Below are 12,977 nucleotides of genomic sequence, written 5' to 3'. Positions count from 1 at the left end.
AAAGAGAATGTATGTATATATTCAACATAGTAAAATAATTCCCTGTTTCGACAGCGACTTATAACATAGTTTTAATAAAATCTTGAATAAATTTTTCTTCATCTATTTCTAAAGCTATACTGGCTCCTTCTGATATAGAACTATGTCGAAAATCAGCAAATGTTTGTCCTTTCGTATCTCCGTATGTATCTACATTCACTGTACGATGCACAAATTCAAAAAAACTTGGATTTACTAATCCACTTATAGCAACCACATCATGAAGCAAAGGCCCTTCGATAGATGGATTAAGTTTTTGGTATGCAGAAAAATAGTAATCATATATTGGTTTCATTATCGTATGGAATGGATTCTTTGAATTAGCTTGGATATAGTTAAATACATTTGGTGTTAACACGGCTTTGTTTGTTACATTTAAAGGAAATATTAATAAATTCTTTGCTTGCTGAAAAACAATTTTACTTGCAATAGGATCTCCATACACATTTGCCTCTGCTAATGGGGTAACGTTTCCTACTTCTAAAAAGACACCACCCATGAAATATATTCTTTTTACATTTAGCATTAAATCATTCCATAAATTAAAAGCAATCGGTAACGAGGTAGATCTTCCTACATCGACAATTGTTAAATCCTTTGCGTACTTTACAAGAATCGAAGCAATACTACCAAAATTGTATATCGGGATAGACAATACACTTTCTGGCACATGAATAGGGCCTAATCCTTCTGGTCCATGAATTTCAGGATAATATGTTGTGATTTCTTCTGTAAGTGGTTTTGTTGCACCGCTAATCACAGGAATGTCTTGTCTATTTGCTAACTGTAAAATATAAGCTGCATTATGCGCAGCATGTATATGTTCAACATTTCCATATCCAGTTACAATGCCGACAATTTCAATTTCAGGATGCAGTAAACCATACATAATGGCAAACGAGTCATCAATACCTGGGTCTCCGAAAAATAATACTTTTTCCAAGAAATACTCTCCCCTCATAAAAAATAGATTTATCAATAGCTATTTATATGAAAAAAGCAAGTATATCTATGCAAAATTTAAAATGGATAGTGTTTTACAAGATATAAAAAAGGAACTAGCATATGCTAATTCCTTTTTCTAGGTAACTATTCTCAAATTCGATTATTTATCGTATCCTTCATACATTTCATCATTTATTAGATTTTGTGTTTTTTTATCATCAGGTACAGGCTTCCACCAATTTCCCGTAATAAATAGCATAGTTAATAAATTATAACTATCACTAAAGTAGCTTTCTTTCTTATTCTTCATCCAATCCCATCCACTATTTACCCACTTTTGATTATCGCTTTTCGTTGTACTTGCAGCAATAAACGGTGACACAAATACAGCAGTTGGATAACTACCTATATTTGATCCATTTAATTGATAACCATCCACTATTTTAGAAGGATTTCCATTCGTCTTATTTTGAATCCATGAAGAGACTTTGTCAGAGATAACTTTACTTCTTTTCTCTCCATACATCGCATAGTCCATTACAATCCTTAATGATACCCGACTAGCATTGTAATAGTATGCATTTGTATACTGTGACTCATTTAAGAAATCTTTAGGTGCTGGTTGTGGTGGATTTTTCACAACAAAATCTGAAATGAGCCCCGTATTTGGAGAGTATTTATTGCTAAATTGTGTATAAACATCGTACAAGTTATTAATAACAGTAAGCCAAGTTTTATCACCTGTAAATTCATAAAATGCTCTAAGGTGTGACATCATCCAATCTGATGGCCTTGTATTAAGTGAACTTTTAGAATCCCAATCTCCTAAATTTAGTCGGTTATTATTTGTAACATTACTAGCTTTAATACCTTTTGTAATCATGTCTTGTGCTTCTTTCAAATAATTAACCGATCCATTTGATCCCCACTGCTTATGAGCAAGAAGAAGGGAATACGCAATATCTAAATCTCCATCAGTGGCAGAATCAAAATGTCCCTGTGCTTTTTTACTATCTGCTACAACCCACCCCATTAAATTAGGATTTTGAGAGCTTTTAAAAGCCCTTGCTGTTTTAAATAAACCATCATAGATTTTTTGGGCATTCGAATCATAACCAGCCATTAATACAGTAATTACCATCCCATATCCTTGACCTTCTGAAGTTCCAAGTGGCTTAAACCCATCAGCATCACCGGTAATTTCTCCTTTTACATAATAACCACCAGGTAAAGAAGATAAATCATTTTTTAAATATTTCTTTTTCCAATTATCGTAGTAATTTATCACAGAAGCATTTAAGCTTTCCTGTGTAACATGATTAGGTTTTATAACACCTCCATAATTAACTTGCTGGGGAAATGGTTTCATTTCTTTTGCGATCGCTACTTGTTGATTAATTACGGGGATAGAATTTTGTACTGAATTGTCCGTTACATTTGCTGCAAAACTAGAATTAGAAAAACTAGCTAGCCCGATTCCTATAATAGAAATACATGTAAAAACTTTTCTTTTTCCATTCATTATGTTGTCATCTCCTTTTAAAATGCTTACTACATAAAATGTAACATACAATATTTAACTGAAATACAAAATATTATATTTATCAACATAAGAAAGAAACTATATAAAAAAGTATCATAAAATTATTTTTGAATTACATTATACTGATTAATTATTTGCTAGATTTCTGTGTTTTTCTTTTCTTAATACTGGTATATGAACAATCACAATTCCAAGTATAGTAATCCCCCCGCCAATGATTGAAACAACAGTTGGAACTTCTCCTAACCATATCCAAGCAACGAAACATGCAGTTACTGGAGTTAAATATAGAGAACTTGTTGCCTCAGCAGCACCAGAATGAGATATGATATATGCCAATGCGATATATGGGAGTACTGTTGGAAATAAACCTAAATATATAACGCTCAAATTCACTTCAAGAGGAGCTGCTAGTATTTCTGTATACACTCCTGGCGAGAAAATAAGCATACATACAGTGCTAGATAAAATTGTATATATTGTAAATGGCAAGAAGCCATACTTTTTCAAGTAAGAAGTTTGGAAAACGAAAAATAAGCTTTCTGAAATCGCTGCTAATAAATTAAGTAATCCTCCACTATTCAATTGAATAGCATCTCCTTGACTAAATGATATGAAAGCAATTCCTATAAAACTAATTACACCACCGATCCAACCATTTAATTTCATTTTTTCATTCAAAAAAAACAGATGCAAAAATAGCCGTTACTATAGGTGTGACTGAAACAATTAAACTTGCAGATCCAGCATTTACTGTTTTTTCGCCGTAGTTTAATGCAATGTGATAAATAGTAAACCCTAAAGCACCAAATATAAAAATTACTGGGATATCCTTTAAATCCGGCAGCCGTAACTTGTATATAAAGGAAAACAACAGAAGAATAAATGAAGCGATTAATAAACGTAGTAAAGTAAGGTGCTCAGGTGTATAAGATTCGAGCCCCATACGAATTGCCGGAAAAGCAGTCCCCCATATTAAAATCGTAAAAGCATGCGCACAAACAATCCGAAAGTCCCATTTTTTATAATTCATGTTTTTTTCTCCCCCTTCAAACCAACCACTTTATAATTACCAATTATTTCTTTTCATCATATTTAATAGTTGATACAATGTCTTCAACCAGTTAATTATTGTAAAAACCAACCACTTTGCATTTATAAAGTGAACGAGGGAGTTTTTTTGTGACAACTAATAAAAAACTGCCTAAGTATCGGCAGATAGTAGACTATATGAAAGAAAAAATTGAAAATGGAGAATGGCCTATTGGAAGTAAGATTCCTAGTCAACGGCAGTTAGCCAAATTATTTCATGTAAATCGAAGTACTGTAATAACTGCGCTAGATGAACTTATGGCAGATGGATTGATGAACCACCTCCAGCTCCTTTAAAGTCGATAGATAAACACGGACATGTATTATATGTTGGTAGTCTTTCTAAAACACTTAGCCCAGGACTTAGAATTGGATGGATCATTGGACCCGAACCAGTTATTGATAGATTGTCAGATATAAAAATGCAAACAGACTATGGATCGAGCTCTTTATCTCAAAGAGTTGCTGCTGAATGGATAAATAAAGGTTTTTATGAAGAACATGTTGCAAACGTAAGAATTCAATTAAAAGAACGAAGACAATTCATGATACGAGCTTTAAATAAGTACTGCGCAGATGTTGCATCGTGGGATATTCCTAGTGGTGGATTATTTATATGGCTAAAGATTGTACCTAACATTCCGATGAAGAAATTATTTTCAGAGGCGCTATCAAAAGGAATTCTTTTAAACCCAGGACGTATATATGAAGAAGAATCAGATCGGTACATTCGTTTATCATATGGATATGCTTCTCCAGAGCAAATGACTAGCGGAATTAAATTGTTGAGTGAATTAATCCGTAAACTGATGGCATAACAAAAACTCCTCTTTTATTTATAGAGGAGTTTTTGTGTATCATATTTACCACAATCTCATTTCTTGTCCCAATAAAATAAGTTCGTCATAAGGATCTCCGTCAATATTTAATACTTGAGCAAAAGCAGGTTCTGTTTTTAAACCGTTCTCTTTTAAGCGAAGAATTTCTTCCCTTATATGGGGATGCTGTATTAATAGCATGTGCTCTACTATCATATGTCTATATGCATTTTGGTTACGTACTGGCTTAGGCTGAGCAAATAATTCAAATTTAAAACCTTCAAATTCAAAATTTACCTTTATCGATTCTGTAGTTTTAATTTTTTTCTTTTTTATTTTGAATCCTTTATAAGAACCGTATAAAGATTTCATTTCCTGTTCAAAAACATCAAAGTTATGTACTTCCATTACTATATCTAAGTCAGATTGAAGAGTATCAATTCTAATAGGAATTGTCCCGCAAAGAACCGGACTATACAAAGTTAAATCCTCCATAATGTTAAGTTTATTCAAAACATCATACACTTTTTGTTGCTTCTCATTCCCAGATTGTAAATATGTAATAGATGTAAACATGGAAGTCTCTCCTTCTTTTCACGTAATACGTGTCTCGCTAAATTCAAGAAAAATTTGTCCGTTTAAATTTGTTCTAGGAGTACCTTTACTTCGATATATTAAGGCGAATAAACAATATGTTTCAACTTTCCTCCTATACTGCAATACTATAAAAATAAAGAAGGAGGAATTATTATGAGCATTTTTAACATCCTTTTAACCATTCACATATTATTTGGAACGATATGTTTAATCACCGGTATTGTAGCGATGGTTGCTCAAAAGAAGAAAGGAAAACATACGGAATGGGGTGAAATATATCATGCATCCTATGTTGTTATCACCGTTACTGCAATTATATTATCCATTATAAACTGGGATAAAATCGCATATTTATTTTATGTAGCAATTTTCTCTTATTCATTTGCGATATATGGATACCTCGCACGAAAAAAACGTTGGAAAAATTGGCTCCATCACCATATTAGAGGTATGTTAGGTTCTTATATTGGTGCCGTTACCGCACTTTTAGTAAACGTCGGTATTCATATTCCCATAATTAATTTATTGCCGCCTATATGGTTTTGGTTTTTACCTACATTAATCGGTATTCCTCTCGTAGCCAGTGTATCAAAAAAATATAAAAAGCGTAGTTAAAATTCATTACAATTTCGTTACTTTCTGATGGTAATTACAAAAAATCATACTCAATGTAATATTTTATTAAAAAATTCAAATTCATATTGCTTTAAGTTCGTCACTTAGAGCTAAATAAAAAGAATCCAATAAAAATATTGGATTCTTTTTCGGATTTCATTTCAATATCGGCTATATGTATTCAATGATGTTACCATTTGGATGACAAACTATCTTTGTATACTTGTGGGTACTTGTATTATTGATTCAGTGATAATTACACCATTATAGTTTAAGGTTGTAATAATGAATGTAAACGATCTGGGTAATTCGTAAACATCCCGTCAACGCCCCATAAAAGTAACTTTTTCATATCTGTTTCATTATCTACAGTAAATGGATGAACTTCTAAACCGTATTTCTGTATTTTCTTTACATAAGCTGAATCAATATATTTATAGTTCATCCCAAGACCGATACAGTATGTTTTATACTTTTTCATCTCTAATTCAGTTAATTGAGCTGCCTTTTTGTAAGGTATTAATTGTACTAGAGGTATATTAACATCTATACTATGAATCTTTTGTAGACTTGCTTCACTAAATGATTGAATAATAACTTTATCACTTATTTCGTAGTGCTTTATAATTTCTAATAGCTTTTCTTCCATACCAGGATATTCATCTGGCGATTTTGTTTCAATGTAATAATTAGCATTATGCCCAAACGTTTCAATAATTTCTTCTAGTGTTGGAACTTTAGCACCTTCAAATTCTTTCTTCGCTAAACTTGGATGCTTTTCATTAAAAAAAGAACCTACATTTAGTTGCTTTATTTCTTCTAATGTATGTTCCTTAACTAGCCCCGTACCGTTTGTAGTGCGGTTTACTGTTTCATCATGCATAGCTACTAAATGTCCGTCTTTTGTCATTTGGAGATCAATTTCTATATAATCTCCTTTCAATTGTTGTCCTAATTTATAAGCTGCTATTGTATGTTCCGGCGCATACGCAGAAGCGCCTCTATGTGCAATGTTTTTTATATGATTTAATTGATTAATAGCTTTCGTGTACTTAAGTTCATTTGCTTTATGAAAAACAAAAGTACCTATTACTATAAAGGTGCAAATGATTGTAACGATATATATCTTTTTCATAATGATGTTTTAACTCCTACATGAAAGCAATTTGACTTGGATGATTTATTCCATTAAATGTCGATTTTCAAAAACAGTCATTTGTCCTACAGATTGAAAACCAGCCTTTTTATAAATATTAATGCCATCAGGTGAAGCTTGTAATACGCATTGAGCAACTTTTAATTCTTTTGCTTCTTGCAGCAAGTAATTAAACATAGTGGAGCCAAATCCTCGCCCTCTCATTTCTTCTTTAGTTGCTATATCATAAATACCAATACTATCTTTTGTACATACTAATGAACCAACCGATACGACTTCTTCTTTATAAATTCCTAAGTACAGTTTCATTTGTTCACTATTCCATAAATCGAAAGAAGCAGTTTCATTGTAGAACGCTTGTACATGTGTACCTTCCTCTGATGTACCAAATAGATTAGCTAATGTTTCCCCAAACTTTTTAATTTGTCCTGACGAAGATGATTTTTGTATCGTAAAACCTTCTGGCATGTTTATTGTTGGATGAATTGTTTTTAAGTCTGCTACCATCGCGATATTTTGTTCTGCTTCTTTTAAGCCAAGTTTTATTAATTCGCTTTTTATAGTCCGCTCGTGCCTATCATCCCAAAACCAAACACTCATTGGAAATTTCTTTTGATTAAAGCATTCTACCTCCTTATATAATTTCTCGATCCCTTCCGTTACATTACTATTAAGTAGCGTAATGATATTAAATGTATCTGCTGGTAAACCACAGTCGACAGCAATGTAATCCTTCGTTTCTTTTACATCCATTCCATGTACCTGACGCGCAATATATGAAATTTTATATATAAAATTATCTATTAATAACTGTTTATAGTTCATTCATTTTTCTCCGTTCATAAAAATTTGCATTCAAATCCTTCAGTATTAAATATAACACATAAGAAATGTATCTATTTCTATAAAAATATCTCTATACATTACTCTTTTTGCCCTAAAAGAATTAAAAATGATATAACGTTGTCGGAATGAAAAAAGTGGTATATAATAAACAGTAACATTACTAGTAATTATTTTAGGTATTCCTAGAATAAAGGAGCGATACATATGAAAATTACTATTTATTTCGGAAGTCATGAAGATCAAGATGTTCGTACTATGGACTGTCATTTAGATGTAGAAGATGCAGAAGAGATCGTTTCTGTATCATAATATAAATAATTGGGATGAACCCTCTTCCCTACAGCGTTTAAGGCACCTTTTATAGGTGTCTTTTTTGTTATTTTTTCATCAAAAACCCTTTACTTTAGAGCGTTTTAATAGTAAAATATAAATATACGAACAAACGTTCTTTTTACTTTAATTGTACATGAAGGGATGATTTTTACAATGGCTCAAGCAAAGCACAGAGGAAGAAAAAAGCAAACACCTATTATTTCAAATACAGGCTTTATCGGTTCTGTCTTTATTGATACATTGGAGTTACAAAAGAAATCATATTATTTCGCTCGTAAAAAACTTCAAATTGTTCATCACGTACTTGATGGCCTCTCTGGAGCAACAAGTTCTCTATTTAAAGAGCATAACATTTCAGCATACATGTCATGTGTGTATTTACATAAACAAAAGAAAATCGGCTTTGTTCTTTCAACGAAACCATTTGAACAAAGTGATGGTGTTGCTTACTTTATAAATTATTTAATCGAAAAAAATTTTTACGGTAATGAAGAAGTAGAATATCAAGAAGTATTTAATACAGGTTTTATCGGTGTAGTATTCGCTGATTTATGTAGCATAGATCGCTTTAATTTCGAGTTTGAAATGGGTATGTTAACAAAATTAATGAAAGATATGATTATTCCGGTTAAAGAACTCTTTTTACGCCACAATGTACCGGCCTACATCTCCACTTCTCATTTAGAGGAACAAAACAAATTAGGTTTCGTTCTATCTGTAAAACCATATGATGAACGTGCAGAAGCAGATTTATATTTTGAGGCGTATTTAAAAGAACGCGGGTTATTTAATGGTGATGAAGAAGATGATATTGATAAGATTGTTATTAGAAAAACAGCTGAATTTCGATAAAAAAGCGCAGGATAATAATCCTGTGCTTTTTATAATTTATGAAACGGATTTACCAAATAAACGGTATTAGTTTTTTTGTTTTCTGTTTATACACCGTAAATTGTTCACCGTACTTATTCTGTAAGTAATCATCAGATTGCGGAATATAGTCAAAAACAAATACAAAGAATAGGCCTATAGGAATTAACAAACCATAAATTTCGTTTTATAGTATTTGCTTTTCTTAGCTTGAAAGAGGTAGCAGTATCCATTCTATAAATAATCTAAGAATCTACTAAGCACTATAATCTTTCGAATGAACCTCTAACATGAAACGATTTGATGAAACTTTAATTACTATTAAATATAAGAATCCCCCTACAATTGGAATGGTGTACGCTGGGATATAATTTAATAATAGACCGGATAGTGCCATTGCTATAGGGAGCATCATTTTACCTATACTTAATCCAATGCTGAGAACCCTTCCCCTGTATTCATCGGGAATCTCATTTTGCATGAAATAAATTAAAGGAATATCAATTAGCGCTATAATAAGCCCTAAAAAGATCATAACAACACAATACGTAATAACGAATACTAAATCATTCACTTCAAAACTTTTGAATAAAACTGGAATCCCTAAAATAATCATACAAACTGACAACATAGAACTTAGTTTTTTCAAAAGATAAGAGTAAGAAAAACGATCAGTTATCTTTTTTACTACAATTGCACCAATTATCATCCCTACTGGAAAAGTCCCTTGAATGATACCAAATTGCTTAGAACCAAGATTGAGTACTGTGTTAATAATGTATGGCAATGGAACAGTTACAGCAAAACCTAAGAAGAAATTAAACGAAATTAAAATATGAAACGTATTCTTTAAGCTTTCCTTTTCAAGTAAGTAAGAAAACCCCTCTTTTATATCTTTAATAAAATTAACTCCTCTTTTTGAATTTCCCTCATTTATGTTGTACTCGAACAGTCTAAAATGAATAAATAGTAATGCTATCCCTGAAAGAATAAAAGAAATACCATTTATAACTATAAAAGTCTTAATATTAAATATTGAAAAAACGATGCCCCCTAACATAGGGCCGAGAATTAAAGATACAGAATCGATAATTTTACTTATAGAATTAATACTCATAAGCCTCTCTTTAGAGACGATATTTGGTTTTGCAGCCTCTAATCCTATTCCAAAAAAGGTTGTAAACACTGTCATAAGAAAGGTTGTAGTATAAATGATTAATAAGTTTAATCCATAATAGCTGCTTAATATATAAACAGCTATTAATAAGCATCCACTTAGTAAATCCATACAAATAACTAGTTTCTTTTTATCAACCTTATCAGCAATTACACCAGCAAAGGGATTCAAAACAATCATTGGAATCGTTCCTAATATGAGCGTAATCGCGAAATTTAACGCAGATCCAGTTATTTGTAAAACATATAATCCTAGCGCGAAACTATACATAGAGCTACCGAATATTGATACTGTTTTTGCAATTGAATATAAACAAATATTTCTTAGTTCTTGGTTTCTTTTTTTATTTTCTATATGTAATCGTAAACTTCCCATCACTTTTCCCCCTGCCTAATTTTGTGTTACGTACATTGTAAGTTCTTGGGTCAACCCAATAGCAATATGTACTATTTGAAAAGTTTTCAGGGAAAATAAATAAAAGATGGGGTTAACCCCATCTTTTTCCGAAAAATGAATATGTATAAATTTCTTCTCCTTGAACAAAGAAATCCTCGTACTTTCCTCCTCGTTTCAAATAATTTGAAGTACTTTCATCGATGGATTGAAAGTGTAGATTTTGGATTTCTTTCGTTACTTTTGAAAGTGTAAAATTTTCTCGAAAGTTATTTGTAATTTGGCTATTTGAGCTGAAACTTTTAAATAAAATAAATAAACTTACTAAATAACAATCCGTTTTAAAAAGTGGATTTAATTCGCGAAGTAAAAAATCCTCATGCTCAAAACTATAATTGCTCGTACCAGAATGATCAATTACAATATCAACTGACTGATTCTGAATAGGGATATTCAAAAAATCAGCACAGATAAAGAGAATGTTTCTTTTCGGATTTCTTCTCGCTAATACATCTTTTAAAAATAAAAGTTTATTTAAATCTCGATCCACTGCAATGTATAGGCAATCTTCGGGAAGTTCTTCATAAATGTTTCTCAAAAAGAATCCAAGTCCCGATCCTAAATCTAGTATTAATTTGTTATTTAAATTTAAATGTATTAGTTTCTTTTTCGCCCATTCCCCTTCCCTATGCATATTTTCCAAATACGCATTATCAGTTTCATGAATATAATCCGAAATAGTATCTTCAAGTGACGTTTGCTCATTTAATTTAAATGATTTACCAGCAGTTATAATTCCTGAAGTAATAATGTATTCTTCACCACAATTACAAAGTAACCTCCCCTCAGTAATTTGATTGTTAGTAATAATTCCATCTTGAAGAATTAGTTTTTTGCTACAAATAGAACATGTAAGCAAATGAAGTACGCTTAAATCTATCCCTATAATTGAATTCGAAGTTTCATTTGTTAATAATAAATCATGTAACACTTCCTTTAATTTATCCCGTCTCTTCTCCAAAAGTTCTATTTCCTGTTCCATCTGGTCATATTTCAATTTAAATAAAGATTGGTAAAAAGTATCTTTTTTGTAATTCATAGATTTCGCTAAATTTTTATAAAAAAATAGTTCTTTAATTTCATTCAAGCTAAAACCTAGCTCTTTGTAATGTAATATAAGCTCTAAATCTATTTGACAATACTCGTCAAAAAAATTGTGACCGCCCTTTTTTTCAGGAATAATGAGGCCGAGATCCATGTAATGTCTAATTGTATCAATACTTATGTTATTTACTTCTCCAAACTTACCAATTTTCATAACATCCCTACCATTTGTATATATTTTTATATAGATTTCTATTTTTATCTTTAAAAATCCTTTTATCTCTCTATACAACAAAATTTAAGGTATGTATAGGATATTTCAATGCCACATATTTTGTAAGTGTATAATACATGTAAACGGATATCATCACCTCTCCTTTATTTAACCAGTGGAGCAGGACTACTATTCTGATGACACTTTTATTTCTATTTCTGTATGTGATGAATTACACCAACTTGCTCGAGAAAGTTAAAGATTCTCATTTCCAAATACATTACGAAGTTATTGCTAAAATGTTGATTTTGTAGAACGAATCGGTAGAAACTAAGCAGAAGGTTTAATTGATTTATATGTTTGGGTGAATTAAAAAATTGCTAACACCTCTTTCAAATGCATGGAATATACAGGGATTTATAACTTAATATAGAACATAAACAGGAGAAGGTCATCTTGTAAATAACGGGCCATACTTATGGAATTAGAATCAAATGTTAAAGCAATTGTTTTATTAGAAAAGTTAATTGGCACTGGTAACAACAGTAAGGGGTGGATTAGAAAATGAAAATTGCAATAGTCTGTTTTGATAACTTTACTGATATAGATGTTTTTCTACCATGGGATTTATTAAATCGTGTACGTTTAGTCGGCGGTATTTCTGATTGGAACGTTCAACTATTAGGAACGGGAAAAACTCATATATCCATGTCTGGCTTACGTATTCCCATGACAGGAAGCATATCTGATATTCAGTCTGCTGACGCTGTAATATTTGCAAGTGGTAAGGGTGTACAAAATTTATATAAAAATCAAGAGTATCTTAATAGCATTCATGTAGATCCTCAAAGACAATTAATAGGATCTATGTGTTCTGGTTCATTACTACTAGGAGCTAAAAAATTACTAACAGGTAAGAAAGCCACTACATATCCGTCCGTAGTAGAACAGCTTAAAGAATTTGATGTAGACGTTATTGAACAAAGTTTCGTAAACGAAGGAAATATCTCGACTGCTGCAGGCTGTTTTGCTGCTCAAGATCTTTCAGCTTGGATTATAAGAACCCTAATCAATGAAGAAATGGTCGATACTGTTCTAGAAACTGTTCAGCCAGTAGGCAAAGGTTTATATTTTTAATTTCAAATCAAGTTGAGGGATTGGTTGCTCCTCAAAACGATAAAATGAGCCTTTTGCTTGATGGTGACGTGATATGCCTCCAATTTCAATTTAATTAA

General features: G+C 31.5%; 10 protein-coding genes and 3 pseudogenes. 4 read left to right on the top strand and 9 right to left on the bottom strand.

Going from position 1 to position 12,977, the window contains the following annotated elements; all coding sequences use genetic code 11:
* Window positions 1-58 precede the first annotated feature (58 nt).
* The 3 genes and pseudogenes from QCI41_RS03375 to QCI41_RS03365 form a co-directional block, all read right to left on the bottom strand.
* Window positions 59-982, bottom strand: a complete 924-nt coding sequence (locus QCI41_RS03375; RefSeq protein WP_353838339.1) for a nucleoside hydrolase — start codon at window positions 980-982, stop codon at window positions 59-61.
* A gap of 162 nt (window positions 983-1,144) precedes the next feature.
* A complete protein-coding gene (locus QCI41_RS03370) occupies window positions 1,145-2,506 on the bottom strand; it encodes a family 8 glycosyl hydrolase (protein ID WP_353838340.1) in 1,362 nt (453 codons plus the stop codon).
* A gap of 147 nt (window positions 2,507-2,653) precedes the next feature.
* Window positions 2,654-3,560: pseudogene (locus QCI41_RS03365) on the bottom strand (DMT family transporter).
* Window positions 3,561-3,709: 149 nt separating this feature from the next.
* On the opposite strand from QCI41_RS03365, the pseudogene QCI41_RS03355 reads away from it, so the two are divergent.
* Window positions 3,710-4,437: pseudogene (locus QCI41_RS03355) on the top strand (aminotransferase class I/II-fold pyridoxal phosphate-dependent enzyme).
* Window positions 4,438-4,482: 45 nt separating this feature from the next.
* Here QCI41_RS03355 and QCI41_RS03350 read toward each other — a convergent pair.
* Window positions 4,483-5,013: a DUF4269 domain-containing protein gene (locus tag QCI41_RS03350; RefSeq protein ID WP_353838341.1), complete on the bottom strand. Its 531-nt coding sequence runs from the start codon at window positions 5,011-5,013 to the stop codon at window positions 4,483-4,485.
* A 174-nt stretch (window positions 5,014-5,187) separates the two neighbouring features.
* Between QCI41_RS03350 and QCI41_RS03345 the strand changes: the two genes are divergently transcribed.
* Window positions 5,188-5,649, top strand: coding sequence for a DUF2306 domain-containing protein (locus QCI41_RS03345; RefSeq protein ID WP_097917004.1), 462 nt, complete (start codon window positions 5,188-5,190; stop codon window positions 5,647-5,649).
* 271 nt (window positions 5,650-5,920) lie between these two features.
* Here the strand turns inward: QCI41_RS03345 and QCI41_RS03340 are convergent, their stop codons facing one another.
* Window positions 5,921-6,784 carry a glycerophosphodiester phosphodiesterase gene (locus tag QCI41_RS03340; RefSeq protein WP_353838342.1) on the bottom strand — a complete coding sequence of 288 codons (864 nt, stop codon included), beginning with the start codon at window positions 6,782-6,784 and terminating at the stop codon, window positions 5,921-5,923.
* A 45-nt stretch (window positions 6,785-6,829) separates the two neighbouring features.
* Window positions 6,830-7,630: a GNAT family N-acetyltransferase gene (locus QCI41_RS03335; RefSeq protein ID WP_353838343.1), complete on the bottom strand. Its 801-nt coding sequence runs from the start codon at window positions 7,628-7,630 to the stop codon at window positions 6,830-6,832.
* Between the two features lie 507 nt (window positions 7,631-8,137).
* Between QCI41_RS03335 and QCI41_RS03330 the strand changes: the two genes are divergently transcribed.
* A complete protein-coding gene (locus QCI41_RS03330; protein WP_353838344.1) occupies window positions 8,138-8,836 on the top strand; it encodes a hypothetical protein in 699 nt (232 codons plus the stop codon).
* A gap of 49 nt (window positions 8,837-8,885) precedes the next feature.
* Here QCI41_RS03330 and QCI41_RS30630 read toward each other — a convergent pair.
* The 3 genes and pseudogenes from QCI41_RS30630 to QCI41_RS03320 form a co-directional block, all read right to left on the bottom strand.
* Window positions 8,886-9,041, bottom strand: a pseudogene (locus tag QCI41_RS30630) (methyltransferase family protein); the annotation flags it as partial.
* A 69-nt stretch (window positions 9,042-9,110) separates the two neighbouring features.
* Entirely contained in the window at window positions 9,111-10,406 is a 1,296-nt protein-coding gene (locus tag QCI41_RS03325; protein WP_353838345.1) for an MFS transporter, read from the bottom strand.
* Window positions 10,407-10,518: 112 nt separating this feature from the next.
* On the bottom strand, window positions 10,519-11,742 hold the full coding sequence (locus tag QCI41_RS03320; protein ID WP_353838346.1) for a methyltransferase domain-containing protein: 1,224 nt from the start codon (window positions 11,740-11,742) through the stop codon (window positions 10,519-10,521).
* Between the two features lie 564 nt (window positions 11,743-12,306).
* Here QCI41_RS03320 and QCI41_RS03315 point away from each other — a divergent pair.
* Complete coding sequence (locus QCI41_RS03315) at window positions 12,307-12,879, top strand: DJ-1/PfpI family protein (RefSeq protein ID WP_353838347.1); 573 nt, start codon at window positions 12,307-12,309, stop codon at window positions 12,877-12,879.
* Window positions 12,880-12,977 lie beyond the last annotated feature (98 nt).

Source organism: Bacillus cereus group sp. MG4 (genome assembly GCF_040460055.1).
Taxonomy (GTDB): Bacteria; Bacillota; Bacilli; order Bacillales; family Bacillaceae_G; genus Bacillus_A; species Bacillus_A wiedmannii.
This window is presented reverse-complemented; position numbering and strand designations above follow the sequence as displayed.

What these genes read in the sequence shown, in the direction of transcription:
- QCI41_RS03370 (WP_353838340.1), bottom strand. Translation starts at nt 2,506, where the DNA reads ATGAATGGAAAAAGAAAAGTTTTTACATGTATTTCTATTATAGGAATC.
- QCI41_RS03350 (WP_353838341.1), bottom strand. Translation starts at nt 5,013, where the DNA reads ATGTTTACATCTATTACATATTTACAATCTGGGAATGAGAAGCAACAA.
- QCI41_RS03345 (WP_097917004.1), top strand. Translation starts at nt 5,188, where the DNA reads ATGAGCATTTTTAACATCCTTTTAACCATTCACATATTATTTGGAACG.
- QCI41_RS03340 (WP_353838342.1), bottom strand. Translation starts at nt 6,784, where the DNA reads ATGAAAAAGATATATATCGTTACAATCATTTGCACCTTTATAGTAATA.
- QCI41_RS03335 (WP_353838343.1), bottom strand. Translation starts at nt 7,630, where the DNA reads ATGAACTATAAACAGTTATTAATAGATAATTTTATATATAAAATTTCA.
- QCI41_RS03330 (WP_353838344.1), top strand. Translation starts at nt 8,138, where the DNA reads ATGGCTCAAGCAAAGCACAGAGGAAGAAAAAAGCAAACACCTATTATT.
- QCI41_RS03325 (WP_353838345.1), bottom strand. Translation starts at nt 10,406, where the DNA reads ATGGGAAGTTTACGATTACATATAGAAAATAAAAAAAGAAACCAAGAA.
- QCI41_RS03320 (WP_353838346.1), bottom strand. Translation starts at nt 11,742, where the DNA reads ATGAAAATTGGTAAGTTTGGAGAAGTAAATAACATAAGTATTGATACA.
- QCI41_RS03315 (WP_353838347.1), top strand. Translation starts at nt 12,307, where the DNA reads ATGAAAATTGCAATAGTCTGTTTTGATAACTTTACTGATATAGATGTT.